General features: G+C 65.9%; 16 protein-coding genes and 4 tRNA genes. 18 read left to right on the forward strand and 2 right to left on the reverse strand.

Going from position 1 to position 22,556, the window contains the following annotated elements; genetic code table 11:
- Positions 1-31: 31 nt before the first annotated feature.
- The 3 genes from CKO33_RS04185 to CKO33_RS04195 all read left to right on the forward strand — a co-directional run bounded on the left by CKO33_RS04185 (position 32) and on the right by CKO33_RS04195 (position 4,898).
- Positions 32-838 (forward strand): S1C family serine protease, encoded by an 807-nt coding sequence (locus CKO33_RS04185; protein WP_242472461.1) that lies wholly within the window; start codon positions 32-34, stop codon positions 836-838.
- A complete protein-coding gene (locus CKO33_RS04190; protein ID WP_200179593.1) occupies positions 838-4,290 on the forward strand; it encodes a VanZ family protein in 3,453 nt (1,150 codons plus the stop codon). The genes CKO33_RS04185 and CKO33_RS04190 overlap by 1 nt, the downstream gene beginning before the upstream one ends.
- A 233-nt stretch (positions 4,291-4,523) precedes the next feature.
- On the forward strand, positions 4,524-4,898 hold the full coding sequence (locus tag CKO33_RS04195; RefSeq protein WP_200179594.1) for a hypothetical protein: 375 nt from the start codon (positions 4,524-4,526) through the stop codon (positions 4,896-4,898).
- Positions 4,899-5,072: 174 nt separating this feature from the next.
- On the opposite strand, the gene galE is transcribed toward CKO33_RS04195, so the two are convergent.
- Positions 5,073-6,056 carry a UDP-glucose 4-epimerase GalE gene (gene galE / locus CKO33_RS04200; RefSeq protein WP_200179596.1) on the reverse strand — a complete coding sequence of 328 codons (984 nt, stop codon included), beginning with the start codon at positions 6,054-6,056 and terminating at the stop codon, positions 5,073-5,075.
- A 22-nt stretch (positions 6,057-6,078) separates the two neighbouring features.
- Complete coding sequence (locus CKO33_RS04205) at positions 6,079-7,410, reverse strand: UDP-glucose dehydrogenase family protein (protein WP_200179597.1); 1,332 nt, start codon at positions 7,408-7,410, stop codon at positions 6,079-6,081.
- Positions 7,411-7,605: 195 nt separating this feature from the next.
- Between CKO33_RS04205 and CKO33_RS04210 the strand changes: the two genes are divergently transcribed.
- The 15 genes from CKO33_RS04210 (at position 7,606) to rpsG (ending at position 22,537) form a co-directional block, all read left to right on the forward strand.
- Positions 7,606-7,690 (forward strand) — tRNA-Tyr (locus CKO33_RS04210).
- Positions 7,691-7,802: 112 nt separating this feature from the next.
- Positions 7,803-7,876, forward strand: a tRNA-Gly gene (locus tag CKO33_RS04215).
- Positions 7,877-7,919: 43 nt separating this feature from the next.
- Positions 7,920-7,995: transfer RNA gene (locus CKO33_RS04220), tRNA-Thr, on the forward strand.
- 74 nt (positions 7,996-8,069) lie between these two features.
- Positions 8,070-9,260: an elongation factor Tu gene (tuf, locus tag CKO33_RS04225; protein WP_200179600.1), complete on the forward strand. Its 1,191-nt coding sequence runs from the start codon at positions 8,070-8,072 to the stop codon at positions 9,258-9,260.
- Between the two features lie 128 nt (positions 9,261-9,388).
- Positions 9,389-9,464 (forward strand) — tRNA-Trp (locus tag CKO33_RS04230).
- Between the two features lie 45 nt (positions 9,465-9,509).
- A complete protein-coding gene (gene secE, locus CKO33_RS04235; protein WP_200179601.1) occupies positions 9,510-9,878 on the forward strand; it encodes a preprotein translocase subunit SecE in 369 nt (122 codons plus the stop codon).
- Positions 9,879-9,892: 14 nt separating this feature from the next.
- Positions 9,893-10,426 (forward strand): transcription termination/antitermination protein NusG, encoded by a 534-nt coding sequence (gene nusG, locus CKO33_RS04240; RefSeq protein WP_200179603.1) that lies wholly within the window; start codon positions 9,893-9,895, stop codon positions 10,424-10,426.
- A 98-nt stretch (positions 10,427-10,524) separates the two neighbouring features.
- Complete coding sequence (rplK, locus tag CKO33_RS04245) at positions 10,525-10,956, forward strand: 50S ribosomal protein L11 (protein WP_200179605.1); 432 nt, start codon at positions 10,525-10,527, stop codon at positions 10,954-10,956.
- A 1-nt stretch (position 10,957) separates the two neighbouring features.
- The gene (gene rplA, locus CKO33_RS04250) at positions 10,958-11,653 is read left to right on the forward strand and encodes a 50S ribosomal protein L1 (RefSeq protein WP_200179607.1); all 696 of its coding nucleotides are present in this window, start codon (positions 10,958-10,960) and stop codon (positions 11,651-11,653) included.
- Positions 11,654-11,981: 328 nt separating this feature from the next.
- Positions 11,982-12,506 carry a 50S ribosomal protein L10 gene (rplJ, locus tag CKO33_RS04255; protein WP_200179698.1) on the forward strand — a complete coding sequence of 175 codons (525 nt, stop codon included), beginning with the start codon at positions 11,982-11,984 and terminating at the stop codon, positions 12,504-12,506.
- A gap of 50 nt (positions 12,507-12,556) precedes the next feature.
- On the forward strand, positions 12,557-12,940 hold the full coding sequence (gene rplL, locus CKO33_RS04260) for a 50S ribosomal protein L7/L12 (protein ID WP_200179609.1): 384 nt from the start codon (positions 12,557-12,559) through the stop codon (positions 12,938-12,940).
- Positions 12,941-13,080: 140 nt separating this feature from the next.
- Positions 13,081-17,166 (forward strand): DNA-directed RNA polymerase subunit beta, encoded by a 4,086-nt coding sequence (gene rpoB, locus CKO33_RS04265; protein WP_200179611.1) that lies wholly within the window; start codon positions 13,081-13,083, stop codon positions 17,164-17,166.
- A 79-nt stretch (positions 17,167-17,245) separates the two neighbouring features.
- Positions 17,246-21,511: a DNA-directed RNA polymerase subunit beta' gene (rpoC, locus tag CKO33_RS04270; RefSeq protein WP_200179613.1), complete on the forward strand. Its 4,266-nt coding sequence runs from the start codon at positions 17,246-17,248 to the stop codon at positions 21,509-21,511.
- Positions 21,512-21,671: 160 nt separating this feature from the next.
- On the forward strand, positions 21,672-22,049 hold the full coding sequence (rpsL, locus tag CKO33_RS04275; RefSeq protein WP_200179614.1) for a 30S ribosomal protein S12: 378 nt from the start codon (positions 21,672-21,674) through the stop codon (positions 22,047-22,049).
- A 20-nt stretch (positions 22,050-22,069) separates the two neighbouring features.
- The gene (rpsG, locus tag CKO33_RS04280; RefSeq protein WP_200179621.1) at positions 22,070-22,537 is read left to right on the forward strand and encodes a 30S ribosomal protein S7; all 468 of its coding nucleotides are present in this window, start codon (positions 22,070-22,072) and stop codon (positions 22,535-22,537) included.
- Positions 22,538-22,556 lie beyond the last annotated feature (19 nt).

Consider the following 22,556-nt stretch of genomic DNA (forward strand, 5'->3'; position numbering starts at 1 on the left):
GCGTCTGTCTCCGCCAAGCGTAGGGAGAGGGATGATGTGGCATCGCTTGATGATGGGGTATCGCGGAGGGTTGCTGGCCGCTTGCCTGTGCCTCCTGTGGATGGCGTGGCCGGGGACTGTGGGGGCCGGGGGACTGGCGGACACGGTGGAGGAGGTCACGCCTTCGGTGCTCGGGGTGGGGACCTGGCAGTCCACCCGCAGCCCCCGGGCCGATCTGCGCGGGACGGGGTTTGTGGTGGGGGACGGGCGTCATGTGGTCACCAACCATCACGTCATCCCGCCAATCCTGGATACGGAGAACCGGGAGCATCTGGCGGTGTTCGTGCCGGGGCGGGGGGGCAAGGGGGTGGAGATGCGCCCGGCCCGTCGGGTGGCCCTGGATGAACGCCGGGACCTGGCCCTGCTGCGTATCGAGGGCAGGCCGCTGCCCGCCCTGCGCATCGGGGACTCCGGCAGGCTGCGGCCGGGGGATGAGGTCGCCCTCACGGGTTTCCCCATCGGCGCGGTCCTGGGTCTGGTGCCGGCCACCCATGTGGGGATCGTCTCCGCCATCACCCCCATCGCCCTGCCCATGCACTCCACGCAGAACCTGGATCCGGCGGTGATCCGCCGGCTGCGGGACCCTTTCGATGTCTTTCAGCTGGATCTCACCGCCTATCCCGGCAACAGCGGTGGCCCGCTCTTCCGGCCCGGTGAGCCCCGGGTCGTCGGCGTGCTGAACATGGTCTTCGTCAAGGAGGGCCGGGAACGGGCCCTGGACCGGCCCAGCGGGATCAGCTACGCCATCCCGGGGAACCACGTGCGTGACCTCATGCGGCAGGTGGATCTGACCCCCTGATGCCCCGGTCGCAGACGTCCCGGTGGGCGCTGGCCGCCTGGTTGTCCCTGGCGGCCGTGCTCTATGTCACCCTGCTGCCCTTCGAGTTCGAGGATCATGGCCTGGCGGAGGGTTGGCGGCATTTCACGGCCTTGAGCCCGGGGCGCATGCAGGCGGCAGACCGCCAGCAGTGGGTGGCCAATGTCCTCATGTTTCTGCCCCTGGGGTTCTTCTGGAGCGGCTGGCTGCAGGCGGGGGTGCATGGCCGGGTGGCCGCCTGGGCGGTGGCTTTTTCGGTGATCGCCCTGGGAACGGTCACCACGGTCACGGTGGAGTTTCTGCATTTCTGGATCCCGGAACGGGAATCCTCATTGCTGGATATGAGTGGCAACGCCCTGGGGGCGCTGCTGGGGGTGCTGGCCTGGCACGGGCTGGCGGGACGGCGGGGAGGGCGCCTGTTGCTGCGGCTCCAGCGGGGCGGCATGGAGGCACTGCGGGCGGGGCTGGCGCTGTATGCCGGTCTGTACCTGCTCCTGGCCCTGCTGCCCCTGGATTTCATGCTCTCCTGGGCGGAGGTGGCGGCCAAATTCTCCGGGGACGGTTGGGGGATCTGGCGGGCCGGCGGCGGGGTGGACGATCTGCGCTGGGTGCTGCTGCGCCTGCTGGAGGTGTTGCTCACCCTGCCGCTTGGGGCGCTCCTGGCCATGGGGGTGGGGAAGCGATGGACGGGGATGGGTCTCCTGGCCGGGGCGATCCTCTCCGGTCTGGGATTGGGCCTGCTGCTGGAATGGGGTCAGTTCCTCACCGTGAACGGGGTGGCCGAGGGGGCCTCGGTCCTTTTCCGGGCGGTGGGGGTGGTGGCCGGAATGGCCCTCTTTCAGGGCCGCGGGCTGCTGCATCCTGAGAGGGTGCGCCCCTGGATCAGGCCATTGCTGGGCCTGGCTGTCCTCCCCTACCTGTTTCTCCTGGTCCTGCTGACTCTGGGGGGGCAGGGCTTTTCACCGGAGCCGGCGGTGGCGGAGAAGCTGTCGGACCTGCGCCTGCTGCCCGGTTACTACCACTATCATGTGTCCGAGGCGGCGGCCATCTCCAGCGTGTTCCTGCATCTGTCCCTCTATGCCCCCCTGGGCGCTGGCGCCTGGCTCTGGTATTGGGGCAATGGCCGGATTCCCCGTGCCGGAGCGGCTCTGGCGGTCTCCTGGGCCTTCGGACTGGCACTGCTGATGGAGACGGGCAAGCTCGTTCTGGATGGGCTGCGCCCCGATCCGGCCGGGCCTTTCATTGCCGCCATTGCCGCCGGACTGGCCTGGGTGATCTGTGCCTGGCTGCGGGCTGGGGTGGAGGGGGCCACCGGGTCGGTGCCCGCAGCGATGGCCCCATCCCGGGGCGCTGCCCTGGCCTTTCCCGGTTTCGTCCCCGATGCCACCGGTACCATTCCCCGCTTCGGCCACCGCAACGGGGATGTATCGAGGAATGGGCCGGGTCCGGAACGACGGTCCAGCAGGGACGGACGGGGGATGCCTCCCGGGCGGAGGGAGGCGGTTCCCGGATGCAAGTCCACGGGAGACATGGGTCCGTCCCCATGGATGATCCCCGGGGTGTTGCTGGCCGTGCTGGCCCTGGCTCTGGCACTGCTCTGGCCTGTCGCTCCCGTGTGGCTGGCGATGGGCATCGTGGTCTATGGGGTGCTGCTCTGGTACCGACCGGATCTGGCCTGGCTGCTGATCCCGCCCCTGGTCCCCCTTCTGGATCTCTCATTGTGGACGGGATGGCGGTATCTGGATGAACTGGATCTGTTCCTGCTGGCCACCGCCGCCGTGCTCTGCCTGCGCTGGCGGCCCGTGGACGGTGCCCGCTGGCTGCCCCCGGTCCTGGCCTGGGCCTTTGGGGCCCTGGCCCTTTCCACGGCGGTGAGCCTGCTGCTGGCCCTGACGCCGCCGCCCCCCGTGACTGTCGATACCTGGGCCCGGTACACCCATCCCTATCATGGACTGCGCGTGGTCAAGGGACTGTTCTGGGCGCTGCTCCTGTTCATCCTGACACGTGGGCTGGTGCGCTCGCCGGGCTGGCTGTTGAGCCATCGTCTCCTCCCGGGGATGGTCCTGTCCCTGGCCATGGGACTGGTGACGGTGCTTTATGAACGCTGGGCCTATCCGGGGCTGCTGGATTTCGAAAGCGGCTATCGGATTACTGGAAATTTCACCGACATGCATGTGGGCGGCCCCAGCATCGAGACCTTCCTGGTGATGGCCATGCCCTGGGCGTTGCTTTGGGTCTGGCGACGGCGAACGGCACCAGCGGTCGCGGCCGCCGCCGTCCTGCTTGTTGTAGGGATCTATGCCCTGGCCGTGACCTACTCCCGGGGAGGATACCTGGGCCTGGCCGTGGCGGCGGGTGTGGTCTTGACCGGGATGATCGCCGCCGCCGCGGCCTCGCGACAGCGGGGACTTCTGCCCCTGATGCTGGTGGTGCCCCTGCTGGTGGGCGGGGTGGCCCTGCCCTGGGTCGCGGGGGGGCATGTGGGTGAACGGATGGATCGGGTGGAGGCGGACTTTGAGCGGCGCATGGAACACTGGCGCCTGGCCCTGGATCTGCGCCCGCCGGGTGTGATGCCGGGGCTGTTCGGGTCCGGTCCGGGGGCCTTCCCGGGGATCTATGCCGCGGGTAATCCCGCCGCACGCCTTCCCGGGAATTTCGCCCTGGAGGATGGGGCCCTTCTCCTGGGCGGTGGGGATTCGCTGTATATGAATCAGCGTCTGGGGCACCTCCCCGCGGGGGGCTATACCCTCACCCTCCAGGCCCGCGCCGACGCCGGGGTGGAACTTGGCATCCACGTGTGCCGCAAGAAGATCCGGGGCAGTTTCGGGTGTCATCACGCCCGGCTGGAGTGGCCAGCCGGCGCCTCACAGGGAGAGGAGCGGACATGGCGTTTCGAGCATCGGCCCGGACCGCGGGAAGCGCAGGGCTGGGTCTTGACCCTGGCCGCCCCCGCGGCATCGGATCCGATCCGCGTGGAAGATGTGAGCCTGGTCTCCAGTGATGGGCGGGAATGGCTGCGCAATGGCGAATTCTCCCAGGGGCTGCGTCACTGGTATTTCACCACCGATCACCTCTGGCCCTGGCGTGTGGAGAACCAGTTTCTGGAGATCCTGTTCGACCGGGGATGGCTGGGCCTGGTGGCCTTTTGCGGGGTCCTGGTGGCGGGGCTGGGCTACCTGGCCCGGGGGGCTTTAGGGGGGCATTTCACCGATGCCGTGCTGCTGGCCTCCCTGACCGGGGTCCTGGGGGTGGGAATATTCGGGACGGTGTTCTGGTCCCCCCGTCTGGCCCTGCTTTTCTATCTGATCCTGCTTCTGGGGGTGGCGGCGGCCAGGGAACGTACGCTCCTGGAAGCCGTCCCGATGGGGTCCCGGGGCCACGATCCGGGGCGGATCCCGCCCCCGGATGCCGGGTTCGTGCGCGGGGTGGAATGAGTGTCGGGATTTTTTGCAATCCCCCTCATCGGGGTGAGAACGGGTTCACAATGGGAAATATGGAAGGGTGCCGCCTGCGATGTCCCGCGGGATTTGGACCACAATAGGGATATGCGGATGCCGTTGTGTCGACGGGTTTGACGCCGAGGGCGGGCCGTTCATGCGCCCGGGGCTCGCCCCTGCTGTCCGATGAATTGGTGTTGATCGATCCCCAAACAGGGGACCTCCACGGGTTGGCCCGGCCCATCAGTCTCAAGAACCGTTCCATCGATCTGCTGCGCAGCCGTACCCCCGGGGCCTTTATCACGGACCCCGTGCAGGACACCGCCAAGGGGGCCGTGGCCCACATGCGTCCCAGCACCGCGAGTGTGCAACGCGTGCTGGAGCCGGTGCCAGCCCCGCTGGTGGTCTTCCCGCGTTATCGGCCCGGTGCCGGGCTGGAGGTCACGGCGCTGCCCCGTATGGAGGTGTTCAGGGGGCTGCTGGAGAATGCGTTCAACTACAGTCTGCTCGGGGCCACGGGTTTCGGGTCATGGCGGACCTGGTGGAACGGGTGGCGGGATGCAGCGTCCGCTATGGGGATCTGGAGAAGGCGGAGCTGGCCCTGATGATGCGGCGCTGGACCTCGTCCCATCGGGATGCCTATGACCAGCGCTACTGCCGCACTTGGATGCACGAGCTGCCGCCGATGCGCCATTTCCGCCGGGCCAGCGTGGTGGATGTGCATCATAATCTGGTGCCGGACACCGCGGCGTGCCGCCCTTGTCCAGGGGGAGGGGGGATCAGTAAGCGGGATCCCGTTCCCAGGCCAGGGCCGTGTGCACGATGGTCTCCAGGTCGTCGTGGCGCGGGGTCCAGCCGAGCACGCGGCGGATGCGGTCGGCGGTGGCCACCAGACTCGGCGGGTCCCCGGGGCGGCGGGGGCGTTCCCGGATATCCAGGCGGCGGCCGCTCAGTCGCTGCACCGTATCCAGCACCTGGCGCACGCTGGTGCCGTGACCGTAGCCCACGTTGAAGGTGTCCGAAGGGCCGCCGCGACGCAGGTAGGTGAGGGCGTCCAGGTGGGCGGCGGCCAGATCGGTGACGTGGATATAGTCGCGCACGCCGGTGCCGTCGGGGGTGGGGTAGTCGCTGCCGAAGACCGCCACGTGGTCGCGCCGGCCCACCGCGGCCTCGCAGGCCACCTTCACCAGCAGGGTGGCCTGATGCGTCGACTGACCGATGCGTCCCCCGGGGTCGGAACCGGCCACGTTGAAGTAGCGCAGGGCCACGTGGCGCAGGGGGGTGGCGGCGGACAGATCCCGGAGCATCCACTCACTCATGAGCTTGGAGCGGCCGTAGGGGTTGATGGGGGCCGTGGGGCCATCCTCCCGGGCAAGGCCATCCTCCGGGATGCCGTAGACGGCGGCGGTGGAGGAGAAGACCAGGTGCTTCACCCCGGCCTCGGCGCAGCACTGCAGCAGGGCGCGGGTGCCGCAGGTGTTGTTGTGGTAGTAGCGCAGGGGGTCGGAAACGGATTCCGGTACCACCGTGCGGGCCGCGAAGTGCATCACCGTGTCCACGTCGTGGGCCTGGATCAGGCCGCGCACCAGGCGGGTGTCGGCCACGTCCCCGATGATCAGTTCGCCCTGGCGGACCGCTGCGGCGAAGCCGGTGGAAAGGTCGTCCAGGACCACCACGCGTTCGCCGGCCTCGGCCAGCATGAGGGCCACGTGGGCGCCGATGTAGCCGGCGCCGCCGGTGACCAGGATGCCTTTTGTGGGCATCAGTCCTCCCCGGGGCGGGGGATCAATCCCTGCGCCCCCTGCCGATGGCGTAGTAGGCGAAGCCCATGTCCTCCATGTGGCGCGGCTCGTACAGATTGCGGCCGTCGATGATCACCGGCTGTTTCAGGGACCTGCGGATGCGCTCGAAGTCCGGGCTGCGGAAGACGTTCCACTCGGTGACAATGACCAGGGCGTCCGCCCCCTCCAGGGCCTGTTCATGGTCGTCGCACAGGATCAGGTCATCGCGATGGCCGTAGATGCGGGTGCACTCCTCCATGGCCACGGGGTCGTGGGCGCGCACCCGGGCCCCGGCGGCCCACAGGGTCTCCATGAGGCGGCGGCTGGAGGCCTCGCGCATATCGTCGGTATTGGGCTTGAAGGCCAGACCCCAGAGGGCGATGGTGCGGCCCTTGAGGTCGCCGCCGAAGTGGCTGTGGAGCTTCTGGAACAAGCGCTCTTTCTGGCGCTCGTTCACCTCCTCCACGGCGGTGAGCAGGCGCGCCTCGAACCCGGCCTGCCGGGCCGTGCGCTCCAGGGCCTTGACGTCCTTGGGGAAACAGGAGCCGCCATAGCCGCAGCCGGGATAGATGAAGTGGTAGCCGATGCGCGGGTCCGAGCCGATCCCCTGGCGTACGTCCTCGATATCCGCCCCCAGGCGTTCCGCCAGGTTGGCCAGTTCGTTCATGAAGCTGATCTTGGTGGCCAGCATGGCGTTGGCGGCGTACTTGGTGAGTTCCGCGGAGCGGATGTCCATGAGCAGCATACGGTCATGGTTGCGGGTGAAGGGGGCGTAGAGGGCGCGCATGAGTTCCCCCGTGCGCGGGTTGTCGGTACCCACGATGACGCGGTCGGGCTTCATGAAGTCCTTCAGGGCCGCACCCTCCTTGAGGAACTCGGGGTTGGACACCACGTCGAAGTCCACCTGTGCCCCGCGTTCCTGCTGGATCTCGCGGATGGCCTCCTTCACCCGGTCCGCCGTGCCCACCGGTACGGTGGATTTGTTCACGACAATGCGGTATTCATCCATGTGTTCGGCCACGGTGCGGGCCACGGCCAGCACGTGGCGCAGATCCGCCGAGCCGTCCTCGTCCGGGGGGGTGCCCACGGCAATGAACTGGAACAGGCCGTGGCGCACCCCTTCCGCGGGGTCCAGGGTGAAGGCCAGCCGGCCCGCCTGGGTGTTCTCGGTGACCATGGCCTCCAGGCCCGGCTCGTAGATGGGGACCTCGCCCCGGTTGAGCCGGTCGATCTTGTCCGGGTCCACGTCCACGCAGAGTACGTGGTTGCCCACCTCCGCCAGGCAGGCGCCCGTGACCAGGCCGACATAGCCGGAGCCGTAGATGGTGACCTTCATGGGATGGTATTCCTCTGGTGATGGGGCCTGGGGTGCGGCCGTGATCCTTCGGGACCGGCGGAAAGGCGGCCGGCGGCCCCGGTGACAGGTGGATACTAGCAAACGGGCGTGTCGCCTTCATTTCATTCAGCGCCACCCCCACAGGGGTGTTGACATGCGCTCCGCACGAGAGAATAATGCTGGCCTTTCGCATCTGGAGGGGTTCCCGAGCGGTCAAAGGGGGCAGACTGTAAATCTGCTGGCTCAGCCTTCGAAGGTTCGAATCCTTCCCCCTCCACCAGATTTTCGGGTCCGCCGCATGCGGCGGATACAGTGCAAGACGGGTGAGGGTGCGGCAGGCGCGGGGCGCCGCCGCGAAGCGCTCGGGCCGCCCTGATATCACGGCGGGTTTCGCGGGTGTAGTTCAATGGTAGAACCTCAGCCTTCCAAGCTGATGATGTGGGTTCGATTCCCATCACCCGCTCCAACAAGTTGAGTTGATGCCGCAGGGAAGGCGGTACACGGTTTTTGCCCATGTAGCTCAGTCGGTAGAGCACTTCCTTGGTAAGGAAGAGGTCACCGGTTCAAGTCCGGTCATGGGCTCCATATTCCAGTCAGCAGTCAGGTCCCGCACCGTTCCGCGCGGGATAGCAAGAACTTCAACCGGGGTGCTTTAGACCATGTCGAAGGAAAAATTCGAGCGTAAGAAGCCGCACGTGAACGTAGGCACGATTGGTCACGTGGACCATGGCAAGACCACGCTGACGGCGGCGCTGACGGTGTGCCAGGCGAAGAAGTACGGCGGGGAATCCCGGGGTTACGACCAGATTGACAACGCCCCGGAAGAGCGTGCCCGCGGGATCACCATTGCCACGGCGCACGTGGAATACGAATCGGACAATCGTCACTATGCCCACGTGGACTGCCCCGGACACGCGGACTATGTGAAGAACATGATCACGGGTGCGGCGCAGATGGACGGAGCCATCCTGGTGGTGTCCGCTGCGGACGGCCCGATGCCGCAGACGCGGGAGCACATCCTGCTGGCGCGCCAGGTGGGTGTGCCGAGCATTGTGGTGTTCCTGAACAAGGCGGACATGGTGGACGATCCGGAGCTGCTGGAGCTGGTGGAGATGGAGGTTCGTGACCTGCTGTCCAGCTACGACTTCCCCGGGGATGACACCCCCATTGTCACGGGTTCCGCGCTGAAGGCCCTGGAGGGGGACACCTCCGAGATCGGTGTGCCGGCCATCGAGAAGCTGATGGAAGCCCTGGACAGCTACATCCCCGAGCCGGAGCGTGCGGTGGATGGGGCCTTCCTGATGCCGGTGGAGGACGTGTTCTCCATTTCCGGTCGCGGCACGGTGGTGACCGGGCGTGTGGAGCGCGGCATCGTCAAGGTGGGCGACGAAGTGGAGATCGTTGGCATCACCGACACCAAGAAGACCACGGTGACCGGTGTGGAGATGTTCCGCAAGCTGCTGGACGAAGGTCAGGCCGGGGACAACGTGGGCGTGCTGCTGCGTGGTACGAAGCGGGACGAGGTGGAGCGTGGGCAGGTGCTGTGCAAGCCCGGTTCCATCACGCCCCACACCAAGTTCGAGGCGGAGGTGTATGTGCTGTCGAAGGACGAAGGGGGTCGCCACACCCCGTTCTTCAACGGCTACCGTCCGCAGTTCTATTTCCGCACGACGGACGTGACCGGATCGGTGGATCTTCCGGAAGGGGTGGAGATGGTGATGCCGGGTGACAACGTGAAGATGACGGTGTCCCTGATCGCCCCCATCGCGATGGAAGACGGTCTGCGCTTCGCCATCCGCGAAGGCGGCCGCACCGTCGGTGCCGGCGTCGTCTCCAAGATCATCGAGTAAGACGGTACCACGGGCCGCGCACCTCAGGGTGCGCGGCCGGTGCAGACGGATCGAGTGGTTCTCCGGATCCCGCCTCTGGCATCCATCCGGAGTATCCTGTATCTTTCCCTCCTGTACCTGAAGTTTACAGGCCAGTAGCTCAATTGGCAGAGCAGCGGTCTCCAAAACCGCAGGTTGGGGGTTCGAGTCCCTCCTGGCCTGCCATCTCTCGCAGTCTGTTGCGCAAGCAACCGGGTCGATTCCTATCCCATGGCAGGCAAAACGGAAGTTGAACGTTCCGGCCTCGATACCGCCAAGCTGGGCTTGGCGGTCGGGTTGCTGGTAGCGGGCATCGTCGCATTCTATTGGTTCTCCGATCAGTCCGCTCTGCTGCGGGCCATCGGCCTTGTGGCCGTGTCCGGCGTGGCGGTGGCCATCGGCATGACCACGGCCAAGGGGCGCGCCCTGGCCGGCTATCTCCGGGAGTCCCGCACCGAGGTCCGCAAGATGGTCTGGCCGAGCCGGGCCGAGACGGTCCAGACCACCCTGGTGGTCCTGGCCGTCACCCTCCTGGTGGCGATCCTCCTGTGGCTGATCGACATGCTCCTGGGGTGGTCGATCCGCGAATTCATTCGCTGAATTGGGAAGTCAAGATGGCCCTGCGTTGGTACGTCGTGCATGCCTATTCCGGTTTCGAGAACCAGGTGAAGCGCTCCCTCAGGGAGCGCATTCATCGCATGGGCATGGAAGACCGGTTCGGCGAGATCCTGGTCCCCACCGAAGAGGTGGTGGAGATGCGGGATGGGCAGAAGCGCAAGAGTGAGCGCAAGTTCTTCCCCGGATACGTGCTGGTGCAGATGGAGATGGACGAGGATACCTGGCATCTGGTGAAGGATGTGCCCAGGGTGCTCGGCTTCATCGGCGCCAACCAGGACCGGCCCACCCCCCTCTCCGAGAAGGAGGCCGAGGCCATCCTCAACCGCATGCAGGAAGGGGCGGAGAAGCCCCGTCCCAAGGTGCTCTTCGAGCCCGGCGAAGTGGTGCGGGTCATCGAGGGGCCCTTCAACGACTTCAATGGTGTGGTGGAAGAGGTCAATTACGACAAGAACCGTCTGCTGGTGGCGGTTCAGATCTTCGGTCGCTCCACGCCCGTGGAGCTGGAATTCCATCAGGTGGAAAAGACCTGAGATCCATCACGGCATGAAACCGGGGTCCCGACCGGGGGCCCCGGGTCTTTCCCACGGGGAGCCGCAAGGCGTCCGCACCCGAACCCAGGAGTTGTACCATGGCAAAGAAGATCGAGGCTTATATCAAGCTTCAGGTCCCGGCCGGCAAGGCCAATCCCAGTCCGCCGGTGGGCCCCGCGCTGGGTCAGCGCGGTGTGAACATCATGGAATTCTGCAAGGCGTTCAACGCCCAGACCCAGGATATGGAGCCGGGTCTGCCGATTCCCGTGGTGATCACCGTCTATTCCGACCGCAGCTTCACCTTCATCACCAAGACCCCGCCGGCGGCCGTGCTGCTGAAGAAAGCGGCCGGCATCAAGAGCGGTTCCGCCACGCCCAACACCGCCAAGGTGGGCAAGGTGACCCGCGAGCAGGTGGAGGAGATCGCCCGCACCAAGTGGCCGGATCTCACCGCGGCGGACATGGATGCGGCGGTGCGCACCGTCGCCGGCAGTGCCCGCAGCATGGGCCTGGACGTGGAGGGTCTGTAAGATGGCGAAGCTGAGCAAGCGCATGCGGGCCATCCGCGAGAAGCTGGAGCCCGGAAAGTTCTATCCCCTGAATGAGGCCATCGGCCTGCTCAAGGAAACCGCCTCGGCCAAGTTCTCCGAGTCGGTGGATGTGAGCGTGAACCTGGGGGTGGATCCCCGCAAGTCCGACCAGGTGGTGCGCGGTTCCACCGTGCTGCCCCATGGCACCGGAAAGTCCGTGCGCGTGGCCGTGTTCACCCAGGGGGCCAATGCCGACGCCGCCCAGGAGGCCGGCGCCGACATCGTGGGCATGGACGATCTGGCCGAGCAGGTGAAGGCCGGCAACCTGGATTTCGACGTGGTCATTGCCAGTCCCGACGCCATGCGCGTGGTGGGCCAGCTGGGGCAGATCCTGGGTCCCCGCGGGCTGATGCCCAACCCCAAGGTGGGTACCGTGACCACCGATGTGGCCACGGCGGTGAAGAACGCCAAGGCCGGTCAGGTGCGTTACCGTACCGACAAGGGGGGGATCATCCACTGCAGCATCGGCAAGGTGAGCTTTGAGCCCCAGGCCCTGGAGGAGAACCTGGCGGCCCTGTTGGGTGACCTGATGAAGGCCAAGCCCTCGGCCGCCAAGGGCGTCTACATGAAGAAGGTGACCCTTTCAACCACCATGGGTCCGGGGGTTGCGGTGGATCAGGGCTCCCTTTCCCTCTGAGGCCGCAGGCTCTGAATCCAAGCCCCGCGCCGCAGTGGCTGCGTACGCGGGGTGTGTGCCGTCCCCTGCTGGGGTGGGCGGATGATTGCAAGTGATTGGTATTTGGGTGGGACTGCCGGCGTGTCCGGCAGCCGTCCAAGACCGCAGGCGCGGCGTCCCGGACGCCGCTTAATGGCCCCGGCCGCCTGCGCAGACGGTGTCTCCCGATTCAGGTTCTTCCTGCTGAGGGTACGCCGTGAAGTGGGTCGGGAGAAATCCTCCCGACTTTATCACTCAGCGGCGGAGGCGCAAGCCCCGTCGTCAGACAGGAGGTAGGTAATCCGTGGCACTGAATCTCGAAGACAAGAAGGCGATTGTCTCTGAGGTCGCCGCGGTGGCCGCTCAAGCGCATTCGGCGGTCGCCGCCGAATATCGTGGTCTGAGCGTGGCGGAGATGACCGAACTGCGCCAGAAGGCGCGGGAAACGGGGGTCTATCTGCGTGTGGTGAAGAACTCCCTGGCCCGCCGTGCGGTACAGGGGACGGACTTCGAGTGCATGCAGGAGGGGATGGTGGGGCCGCTGGTCCTGGCCTTCTCCCAGGAAGATCCCGGTGCCGCCGCGCGTCTGGTGAAGGACTTCTCCAAGAGCCACAAGCAGCTTGAGTGCAAGATGGTGTCCCTGAGCGGGCAGTTGCTCGGTCCCGCGGAACTCGACCGCGTGGCCAGCATCCCGAGCCGCGATGAGGCCATCAGCATGCTCATGGCAACGATGAAGGCCCCGATGGACAAGTTCGCGCGCACCGTCAACGAGGTGCCCGGCAAACTGGTCCGTACCGTGGCCGCCATCCGCGATCAGAAGCAGGCCGCCGCCTGACCCATTCATTGAACCGAATCGGGTGTTTCACCCTCTGAGGAGTTAGATCAATGGCAGTTTCGAAAGAAGAGATCCTGGAAACCATTTCCAACATGACCGTCCTGGAGATCGTGGACCTGATCTCCGCGATGGAAGAGAAGTTCGGCGTCTCCGCCGCGGCCGCCGTGGCCGCCGCCCCGGCCGCTGCCGGCGGTGGTGCCGGTGAGGCCGCCGAGGAGGCCAAGGACGAGTTCGACGTGGTGATGACCAGCTTTGGCTCCAACAAGGTGGGCGTGATCAAGGTCGTGCGCGGTCTCACCGGTCTGGGCCTGAAGGAGGCCAAGGACATGGTGGAAGGCACGCCGGCCACCATCAAGGAAGGGGCCAGCAAGGACGACGCCGAGAAGATGAAGAAGGAACTGGAAGAAGCGGGTGCCAGTGTCGAACTGAAGTAAGGCATTGGACTGGTTGTTCCAGGAAGGACCCGTCCTTTCAGTCCAGGGGCTGGCGGTGGTCACACCGCCGGCCTCTTTCTGCTTGTCCCGGCTCACTGTCTCCTGTGAGTGGCGTGTCGATTCTAGTGTGAGGAATCACAATGGCTTATAGCTACACCGAGAAGAAGCGAATCCGCAAGGATTTCGGCAAACGGCCCCAGATCCTCGATGTTCCGTATCTGTTGGCCACGCAGATTGATTCCTACCGGCAGTTCCTCCAGATGCGCGACCCCCAGGACGGTGGGCGTGAGGACGTGGGTCTGCACGCCGCCTTCAAGTCGGTGTTTCCCATCGTGAGCTACTCCGGCACGGTGGAGTTGCAGTATGTCAGCTATCGTCTGGGTGACCCCGTGTTTGACGTCAAGGAGTGCCAGCTGCGGGGCATGAACTATTCGGCCCCCCTGCGGGTGCTGCTGCGCCTGGTGATCTACGACAAGGATGCCCCCGCGGGCTCCCGTGTCGTCAAGGACATCAAGGAGCAGGAGGTCTACATGGGCGAACTGCCCCTCATGACCGAGAACGGCACCTTCGTGGTCAACGGCACGGAACGGGTCATCGTCTCCCAGCTGCACCGTTCCCCGGGGGTCTTCTTTGATCACGACAAGGGCAAGACCCACAGTTCCGGCAAGCTGCTGTTCAATGCCCGCGTGATCCCCTACCGGGGGTCCTGGCTGGATTTCGAGTTCGATCCCAAGGATGCCATCTTCGTGCGCATCGACCGCCGCCGCAAGCTGCCGGCCACGGTCCTGCTGCGCGCCCTGGGGATGGACACCGAGGAGATCCTCGCCACCTTCTTCGAGACCACCGAGATCCGGGTGCGTCCGGAGGGGTTCGAGATGGAGCTGGTGCCCGCGCGCCTGCGGGGCGAGTCCGCTTCCTTCGACATCCGTATCGGGGGCGACGTGCTGGTGGAGGCCGGCCGGCGCATTACCGCGCGCCACGTGCGCCAGATGGAACAGGCGGGACTCAGCTCCCTGGAGGTGCCGGATGATGCCGTCATCGGCAAGATCCTGGCCCATGGCGTGGTGGACGAGGACAGCGGCGAGGTGATCGCCAACCCCAATGACGAACTCACGCCCGATCTGCTGGAGCGGATCCGGCAGAGCGGTCAGAAGGGCTTCCGGGTGCTGTATACCAATGAACTGGACCACGGGCCCTATATCTCCAATACCCTGAAGATCGACACCACGCGCTCGCAGCTGGAGGCGCAGGTGGAGATCTACCGCATGATGCGTCCCGGTGAGCCGCCCACCAAGGAGGCCGCCGAGACCCTGTTCAGTAACCTGTTCTTCAGTGAGGATCGTTACGATCTCTCCCCCGTGGGGCGGATGAAGTTCAACCGCCGCGTGGGCCGGGAGGAGGAGACCGGTGCGGGCGTGCTGGACAACCAGGACATCCTGGATGTGCTGCACACCCTGATCGATATCCGCAACGGCAACGGCCAGGTGGACGATATCGACCACCTGGGCAACCGCCGTGTGCGCAGCGTGGGGGAGATGGCGGAGAACGTCTTCCGCGTCGGCCTGGTGCGCGTGGAGCGCGCCGTGAAGGAGCGCCTGAGCGTGGCCGAGAGCGAGGGCCTGATGCCCCAGGAGCTCATCAACGCCAAGCCGGTGGCGGCGGCGGTGAAGGAGTTCTTCGGCTCCAGCCAGCTGTCCCAGTTCATGGATCAGAACAACCCCCTGTCCGAGGTGACCCACAAGCGGCGCATCTCGGCCCTGGGGCCCGGCGGTCTGACCCGCGAGCGGGCCGGCTTCGAGGTGCGCGACGTGCACCCCACCCACTACGGCCGCGTCTGTCCCATCGAGACCCCGGAAGGCCCCAACATCGGCCTGATCAACTCCCTGGCGGTGTATGCCCGCACCAACCGCTACGGCTTCTTGGAGACCCCCTACCGGCAGGTGGTGGACGGGAAGGTGACCGAGGAGATCCGTTACCTCTCGGCCATCGAGGAGGGCAACTACGTCATCGCCCAGGCGAACGCCACCCTGGACGATGACGGGCGCCTGACGGACGAGCTGGTGTCCTGCCGCTTCCAGAACGAGTTCACCATGTCCACGCCGGACAAGATCCAGTTCATGGACATCTCGCCCAAGCAGATCGTCTCCGTGGCGGCGGCGCTGATTCCCTTCCTGGAGCATGACGACGCCAACCGCGCCCTCATGGGGTCCAACATGCAGCGCCAGGCCGTGCCCTGTCTGCGGGCGGAGACCCCGGTGGTGGGCACCGGCATCGAGCGCACGGTGGCCATCGACTCCGGCTCCTCCATCGTCGCCCGCCGCGGCGGGGTGGTGGACTCGGTGGACGCCGCCCGCGTGGTGGTGCGGGTCAACGACGACGAGACCGAGGCCGGCGAACCGGGTGTGGACATCTACAACTTCACCAAGTACACCCGTTCCAACCAGAACACCTGCATCAACCAGAGCCCCCTGGTGCGGGTGGGGGATGTCATCGCCCGGGGCGATGTGCTGGCGGATGGTTCCTCCACCGATATGGGGGAACTGGCCCTGGGGCAGAACATGCTCGTGGCCTTCATGCCCTGGAACGGCTACAACTTCGAGGACTCCATCCTCATCTCCGAGCGGGTGGTGCAGGAGGACCGCTTCACCTCCATCCACATCGAGGAGCTCACCTGTGTGGCCCGGGACACCAAGCTGGGGCCCGAGGAGATCAGCGCCGACATCCCCAACGTCTCCGAGGGGCTGCTGTCCAAGCTGGACGAGTCCGGCATCGTCTTCGTGGGGGCCGAGGTGAAGCCCGGCGACATCCTGGTGGGCAAGGTGACCCCCAAGGGCGAGACCCAGCTCACCCCCGAGGAGAAGCTGCTGCGCGCCATCTTCGGTGAGAAGGCCTCGGACGTGAAGGACACCAGCCTGCGCGTCCCCTCCGGCATCGACGGCACGGTCATCGATGTGCGCGTATTCACCCGCGACGGTGTGGAGAAGGACAAGCGCGCCCTGCAGATCGAGGAGGCGGCCCTGGAGTCCGTGCGCAAGGACCTCAAGGATCAGCTGCGCATCTACGAGGACGATGTCTACGATCGCGTGGAGAAGCTCCTGGTGGGCAAGCTGGCCGCCGGCGGTCCCGGGGGGCTGAAGGACGGGGCCAAGGTCACCCGCAGCTACCTGGGGGAACTGCCCCGGGAGAAGTGGTTCGAGATCCGCATGCGCTCCGAGGAGGTCAACGAGCAGCTGGAACTCATGGCCGCCCAGATCAAGGCCCAGCATGACGACTTCGAGAAGCGCTTCCGGGAGCAGAAGGAGAAGCTCACCGCCGGGGACGACCTGGCCCCGGGGGTGCTCAAGATGGTCAAGGTCTACGTGGCCGTGAAGCGCCGCATGCAGCCGGGGGACAAGATGGCCGGCCGCCACGGTAACAAGGGGGTGGTCTCCATGATCGTGCCGGTGGAGGACATGCCCTTTACCGAGGACGGCACCCCCATGGACATCGTCCTCAACCCCCTGGGCGTGCCCTCGCGCATGAACGTGGGGCAGGTGCTGGAGACCCACCTGGGCTGGGCCGCCAAGGGGCTGGGCCTGAAGATCGGGCGCATGCTCGAGGCCAGGGCGGAGGTGGACGAACTGCGCCGCTTCCTGGACCAGGTGTACAACCACGACGAGCGCACCCGCCGCGAGGACCTCTCCAGCCTCAGCGACGAGGAGGTGCTGGAACTGGCGAAGAACCTGCGCAGGGGCGTGCCCATGGCCACCCCGGTCTTCGACGGGGCCGAGGAGACGGAGATCAAGGCCATGCTCAAGCTGGCGGATCTGCCCGAGAGCGGTCAGGCGACGCTCTACGACGGGCGCACCGGCGATGCCTTCGACCGGCCGGTGACCGTGGGCTACATGCACATGCTCAAGCTCAACCACCTGGTGGATGACAAGATGCATGCCCGTTCCACGGGGCCCTACAGCCTGGTGACGCAGCAGCCCCTGGGCGGCAAGGCCCAGTTCGGCGGCCAGCGCTTCGGCGAGATGGAGGTCTGGGCGCTGGAGGCCTATGGCGCCGCCTACACCCTGCAGGAGATGCTCACCGTCAAGTCGGACGACGTTCAGGGAAGGAACAAGATGTACAAGAACATCGTCGACGGCGATCACCGGATGGAAGCGAACATCCCCGAATCCTTCAACGTGCTCATGAAGGAAATCCGTTCGCTGGCCATCAATATCGAACTGGAGCAGGACTGAGGGAGGCCCCGCGGCGGGGCCCATGGACGCCCCGCCGCCCTCCGGGACGTGCGTGCTCCAACTCTATCGAGGTGAATCGATGAAAGACCTTCTCAATCTCTTCAGACAGCAGGGCCAGGTGGAGGAATTCGACGCCATCCGCATCGCCCTGGCTTCGCCGGAGATGATCCGTTCCTGGTCCTATGGCGAGGTGAAGAAGCCGGAGACCATCAACTACCGCACCTTCAAGCCGGAGCGGGACGGGCTCTTCTGCGCCAAGATCTTCGGGCCCATCAAGGACTACGAATGCCTGTGCGGCAAGTACAAGCGCCTCAAGCACCGCGGCGTGGTGTGCGAGAAGTGCGGTGTGGAGGTGACCCAGACCAAGGTGCGCCGTGAGCGCATGGGCCACATCGAACTGGCCAGCCCCGTGGCCCATATCTGGTTCCTCAAGAGCCTGCCCTCGCGCATCGGTCTGCTCATGGACATGACCCTGCGGGACATCGAGCGCATCCTCTACTTCGAGGCCTTCGTGGTCATCGATCCGGGCATGACCACCCTCGAGCGTGGCCAGCTCATGAGCGACGAGCAGTACCTGGAGGCCATCGAGGAGCATGGGGACGAGTTCGACGCCCGCATGGGCGCCGAGGCGGTGTATGAGCTGCTGCGCTCCATCGATCTGCAGGCCGAGGCCAGCCGGCTGCGCACCGAGGTGCGCGAGACCAACTCCGACACCAAGGTGAAGCGCCTGGCCAAGCGCCTCAAGATCATCGAATCCTTCCTGGATTCGGGCAACAAGCCCGAATGGATGATCCTGGAGGTGCTGCCGGTGCTGCCGCCGGACCTGCGCCCCCTGGTGCCGCTGGACGGCGGTCGTTTCGCCACCTCCGACCTGAACGATCTCTACCGCCGGGTGATCAACCGCAACAACCGCCTCAAGCGGCTGCTGGAACTCAACGCCCCGGACATCATCGTGCGCAACGAAAAGCGCATGCTGCAGGAGTCCGTGGACGCCCTTCTGGACAACGGCCGCCGCGGCCGCGCCATCACCGGCACCAACAAGCGCCCCCTCAAGTCCCTGGCGGACATGATCAAGGGCAAGCAGGGCCGTTTCCGCCAGAACCTGCTGGGCAAGCGCGTGGACTACTCCGGCCGCTCCGTGATTGTGGTGGGGCCCACCCTGCGCCTGCATCAGTGCGGTCTGCCCAAGAAGATGGCCCTGGAGCTGTTCAAGCCCTTCATCTTCGGCAAGCTGCACCGCCGTGGCCTGGCCACCACCATCAAGGCGGCCAAGAAGCTGGTGGAACGGGAAGGGCCCGAGGTCTGGGACATCCTGGACGAGGTCATCCGGGAGCACCCGGTGATGCTCAACCGGGCCCCCACGCTGCACCGCCTGGGGATCCAGGCCTTCGAGCCGGTGCTCATCGAGGGTAAGGCCATCCAGCTCCACCCCCTGGTCTGCGCCGCGTTCAACGCGGACTTCGACGGCGACCAGATGGCGGTGCACGTGCCCCTGTCCCTGGAGGCGCAGCTGGAGGCCCGGGCACTGATGATGTCCACCAACAACGTCCTCTCCCCGGCCAACGGCGACCCCATCATCGTGCCCTCCCAGGACATCGTGCTGGGGCTGTACTACATGTCCCGTGAGCGGGTGAATGTGAAGGGCGAGGGCATGCGTTTCGCCGACGTGGACGAGGTGCACCGGGCCTATGAGAACGGTGTGGCCGAACTTCACGCCCGGGTGCAGGTACGCATCCGCGAGGTGACCTTTGATGAGTCCGGCGAGCGTGTGGAGTCCTTCAAGCGCTACGACACCACCGTGGGCCGGTCCCTGCTGTCGCGCATCCTGCCCGACGGTCTGCCCTTCGAGGTGGTCAACCGGGACCTGAACAAGAAGGCCATCTCCAGCCTCATCAACACCTGCTACCGCCGCGTGGGCCTGAAGGAGACGGTGGTCTTTGCCGACCAGCTCATGTACACCGGCTTCCGCTATTCCACCCGGGGCGGCATCTCCTTCGGCATCAACGACATGGTCATTCCCGGGGAGAAGACGGGGATCCTGGCCTCCGCCGAGGCCCAGGTGAAGGACATCGAGGACCAGTACGCCTCGGGTCTGGTGACCAAGGGGGAACGCTACAACAAGGTGGTGGACATCTGGTCCCATACCAATGACCAGATCTCCAAGGCCATGATGGAGAAGCTGGGTACGGATGAACTGGTGGACGCCGAGGGCAATACGGTGCGTCAGCCCTCGTTCAATTCCATCTTCATGATGGCCGACTCCGGTGCCCGTGGTTCCGCCGCCCAGATGCGCCAGCTGGCGGGGATGCGCGGCCTCATGGCCAAGCCGGACGGCTCCATCATCGAGACCCCCATCACGGCGAACTTCCGTGAGGGCCTGAACGTGCTGCAGTACTTCATCTCCACCCACGGCGCGCGCAAGGGGCTGGCGGACACGGCGCTCAAGACCGCCAACTCCGGTTATCTGACCCGTCGTCTGGTGGATGTGGCCCAGGACCTGGTGGTCACCGAAGAGGACTGCGGCACGGAAGAGGGCATCGTCATGAAGCCCATCATCGAGGGGGGCGATGTGGTGGAACCCCTGCGCGAGCGGGTGCTCGGGCGGGTCACCGCCAAGGATGTCCTGGCCCTCAACGGCGATGTCATCATGCCCAAGGGCACGTTGCTGGACGAGGCCAAGGTGGACGCCATGGAGGCGGCCGGCGTGGACGAGGTGGTGGTGCGTTCCGCCATCACCTGTCAGACCCGCCACGGCATCTGCGCCAAGTGCTATGGCCGTGACCTGGCCCGTGGCCACGAGGTGAACATCGGCGAGGCGGTGGGGGTCATCGCGGCCCAGTCCATCGGTGAGCCGGGCACCCAGCTGACCATGCGCACCTTCCACATCGGCGGTGCCGCCAGCCGGACCGCGGCCGCCAGCAACATCACCGTCAAGGCCGAGGGCACCATCCGTCTGCATAACATCAAGACGGTGAAGAACAAGCAGGACAACCTGGTGGCGGTGTCCCGCTCCGGTGAGATCGGCGTCATCGACGAGGCCGGGCGCGAACGCGAGCGCTACAAGCTGCCCTACGGCGCCGTCATCCTGGTGGAGGACGGGGAGCGTGTGGACGCCGGCCAGGAAGTGGCCACCTGGGACCCCCACACCCACCCCATCATCACCGAGGTGGCGGGGACCATCCGTCTGCACGACTTCATCGAGGGGGTCACGGTCACCAAACAGGTGGACGAGGTCACCGGCCTGAGCTCCACGGTGGTGATCGATCCCAAGTCCCGGGGATCCGCCGGCAAGGACCTGCGGCCCATGGTGAAGCTGGTGGATGGACAGGGCCGTGACCTGTGCCTGGCCGGTACCGATATCCCGGCCCAGTACGTCCTGCCGGCCAACTCCATCGTGAACCTGGAGGACGGCTCCACGGTGGAGGTGGGGGACGTGGTCGCCCGCATCCCGCAGGAATCCTCCAAGACCCGCGACATCACCGGGGGTCTGCCGCGGGTGGCCGATCTGTTCGAGGCGAGAAAACCCAAGGAGTCCGCCATCCTGGCAGAGCGCTCCGGCACGGTGAGCTTCGGCAAGGACACCAAGGGCAAGCAGCGCCTGATCATCACCGAGGAGAAGACGGGCGAGAGCCACGAGGAGTTGATCCCCAAGTGGCGTCAGGTGAGCGTGTTCGAGGGGGAACACGTGGAGAAGGGGGAGGTGATCGCCGAGGGCGAACCCAACCCCCACGACATCCTGCGCCTGCTGGGGATCACCGCCCTGGCGGAATACATGGTGCAGGAGATCCAGGACGTCTACCGTCTGCAGGGCGTGAAGATCAACGACAAGCACATCGAGGTGATCATCCGCCAGATGCTGCGCAAGGTGGACATCATGCATCCGGGGGACAGCCGCTTCCTCACCGGGGAGCAGGTGGATCGTTCCCGGGTCCTGGAGGAGATCGAGCGCCTGGGCGCGGAGAAGCAGCCCCCCCTCTACGAGCGGGTCCTGCTGGGGATCACCAAGGCCTCCCTGGTGACCGAATCCTTCATCTCCGCGGCCTCCTTCCAGGAGACCACCCGCGTGCTCACCGAGTCCGCGGTGCGTGGTGGAAGGGACGACCTGCGGGGGCTGAAGGAGAACGTCATCGTCGGCCGGCTGATCCCCGCCGGCACCGGTCTGGCCTATCACAAGGAACGGCGCCGCCGGCGTCACGGCGAGGGCCTTACCCTGGAGATGCCGGAGCCGGCCCAGGCCGAACCCGAATCCGACACCCTGCCGCAGGGGGATGGGGAGGGCGTCACCCCGCCGCCGGCCCAGGATGAGGGTTCGGCGCCGCAGCCCACGGGCGACGGCGATAACTGAGCACGGCGCGGGCCGGAAAAGGCCCGCCCACCGTGATCTCCCCGGGGGCGGCCGCGGGGCGTGACTTGACACGCCCCGCGGCTCTGCCTAACATAACGCACCCTCGACAGGTCGGTAGGGTCCGGCCTGTCGTTGTTTTTGGGCTAGGAGAAAAGCTTTCATGGCAACAATCAACCAGTTAGTGCGCAAGCCGCGCAAGCGCCCGAGCGAAAAGAGCAACGTGCCGGCACTGGAAGCCTGCCCGCAGAAGCGTGGTGTCTGCACCCGTGTGTACACCACCACGCCGAAGAAGCCGAACTCGGCCCTGCGTAAGGTGGCGCGCGTGCGCCTGACCAACGGTTACGAAGTCTCCAGCTACATCGGTGGGGAAGGGCACAACCTTCAGGAACACTCGGTGGTGCTCATCCGTGGCGGTCGAGTCAAGGACCTTCCGGGTGTGCGCTATCATACGGTTCGCGGCAGCCTGGACACCCAGGGTGTGCAAAACCGCAAGCAGGCGCGCTCCAAGTACGGCGCGAAGCGCCCCAAGAAGGCCTAAGGGCTTGTTGAGATAAGACCATGTCGAGAAGATCCGAAGCTCCCAAGCGTACGATCCTGCCGGATCCCAAGTACAAGAGCGAGATGCTCGCCAAGTTCATTAACACCGTGATGCGCGACGGCAAGAAGTCTGTGGCCGAGCGGGTCATCTACGGTGCGCTCGACCAGATCGAAGCCAAGAAGGGGGACGGTCTGGGTGTGCTCGAGCAGGCGCTGGAGAATGTGCGTCCCCGCGTGGAGGTGAAGTCCCGCCGTGTGGGCGGTGCCACCTACCAGGTGCCGGTGGAGGTGCGTTCCGTGCGTCAGAACGCGCTGGCCATGCGCTGGCTGGTGGACGCCTCCCGCAAGCGGGGGGAGAAGTCCATGGCCCTGAAGCTGGCGGGTGAGCTCATGGATGCCGCCGACAGCAAGGGCTCTGCTGTGAAGAAGCGCGAAGACACCCACCGCATGGCGGAAGCCAACAAGGCCTTCTCCCACTACCGCTGGTGATTGGGCCCCAAAGGCAATT

Source organism: Ectothiorhodospira mobilis (assembly GCF_016584115.1).
GTDB lineage: Bacteria > Pseudomonadota > Gammaproteobacteria > Ectothiorhodospirales > Ectothiorhodospiraceae > Ectothiorhodospira > Ectothiorhodospira mobilis.

Bases quoted from the DNA above. Each gene is read 5' to 3' on its own strand.
- CKO33_RS04185 (WP_242472461.1), top strand. From the start codon at position 32: ATGATGTGGCATCGCTTGATGATGGGGTATCGCGGAGGGTTGCTGGCC.
- CKO33_RS04190 (WP_200179593.1), top strand. From the start codon at position 838: ATGCCCCGGTCGCAGACGTCCCGGTGGGCGCTGGCCGCCTGGTTGTCC.
- galE (WP_200179596.1), bottom strand. From the start codon at position 6,056: ATGCCCACAAAAGGCATCCTGGTCACCGGCGGCGCCGGCTACATCGGC.
- CKO33_RS04205 (WP_200179597.1), bottom strand. From the start codon at position 7,410: ATGAAGGTCACCATCTACGGCTCCGGCTATGTCGGCCTGGTCACGGGC.
- tuf (WP_200179600.1), top strand. From the start codon at position 8,070: ATGTCGAAGGAAAAATTCGAGCGTAAGAAGCCGCACGTGAACGTAGGC.
- secE (WP_200179601.1), top strand. From the start codon at position 9,510: ATGGCAGGCAAAACGGAAGTTGAACGTTCCGGCCTCGATACCGCCAAG.
- nusG (WP_200179603.1), top strand. From the start codon at position 9,893: ATGGCCCTGCGTTGGTACGTCGTGCATGCCTATTCCGGTTTCGAGAAC.
- rplK (WP_200179605.1), top strand. From the start codon at position 10,525: ATGGCAAAGAAGATCGAGGCTTATATCAAGCTTCAGGTCCCGGCCGGC.
- rplA (WP_200179607.1), top strand. From the start codon at position 10,958: ATGGCGAAGCTGAGCAAGCGCATGCGGGCCATCCGCGAGAAGCTGGAG.
- rplL (WP_200179609.1), top strand. From the start codon at position 12,557: ATGGCAGTTTCGAAAGAAGAGATCCTGGAAACCATTTCCAACATGACC.
- rpoB (WP_200179611.1), top strand. From the start codon at position 13,081: ATGGCTTATAGCTACACCGAGAAGAAGCGAATCCGCAAGGATTTCGGC.
- rpoC (WP_200179613.1), top strand. From the start codon at position 17,246: ATGAAAGACCTTCTCAATCTCTTCAGACAGCAGGGCCAGGTGGAGGAA.
- rpsL (WP_200179614.1), top strand. From the start codon at position 21,672: ATGGCAACAATCAACCAGTTAGTGCGCAAGCCGCGCAAGCGCCCGAGC.
- rpsG (WP_200179621.1), top strand. From the start codon at position 22,070: ATGTCGAGAAGATCCGAAGCTCCCAAGCGTACGATCCTGCCGGATCCC.